Annotated in this window: 1 protein-coding gene; it reads right to left on the bottom strand. The window is 75.2% G+C overall.

Annotated elements, in window-relative coordinates:
- Positions 1–209: 209 nt before the first annotated feature.
- The coding region (locus tag LPA54_RS40265) for an SDR family oxidoreductase (protein ID WP_228985384.1) at positions 210–416 on the bottom strand (207 nt) is incomplete at its 5' end.

The following is a 416-nucleotide window of genomic DNA, read 5'->3' as shown; positions in this document are numbered from 1 at the left end:
GCTCCAGGAACGGCGCCTCGGCGCCGTCGGCGGCGGGCCGGCCGGCGTCGGGGCGGGTCCGGGCCGGCGTGCCGGCGGCGGAGGCGGACCGTTCGGCGGACTGCAGGTGATCGCGGGGCATGGGTCTCAGGATTCCTCATCCGGCGGCCGCCCCGTCAGCCCTGTGGAAAACTCCGCCGGCCGACGGCCGGCCGCGGTCGGTGTCGGGTCTAGTGCGCGGTCCAGCCGCCGTCCAGGACCAACGAGGTGCCGGTGACGAACGACGCCTGCGGGCCGCAGAGGTAGGCGACCGCCTGGGCGACCTCCCCCGGTTCGATCAGGCGCTTGACGGCACTGTCCTGGAGCAGCACCTCGGCCACGACGCGTTCCTCGGGGATGCCGTGGGCGCGGGCCTGGTCGGCGATCTGCTTCTCGAC

It is taken from the genome of Streptomyces sp. DH12 (assembly GCF_020873895.1).
Classification (GTDB): domain Bacteria; phylum Actinomycetota; class Actinomycetes; order Streptomycetales; family Streptomycetaceae; genus Streptomyces.
This window is presented reverse-complemented; position numbering and strand designations above follow the sequence as displayed.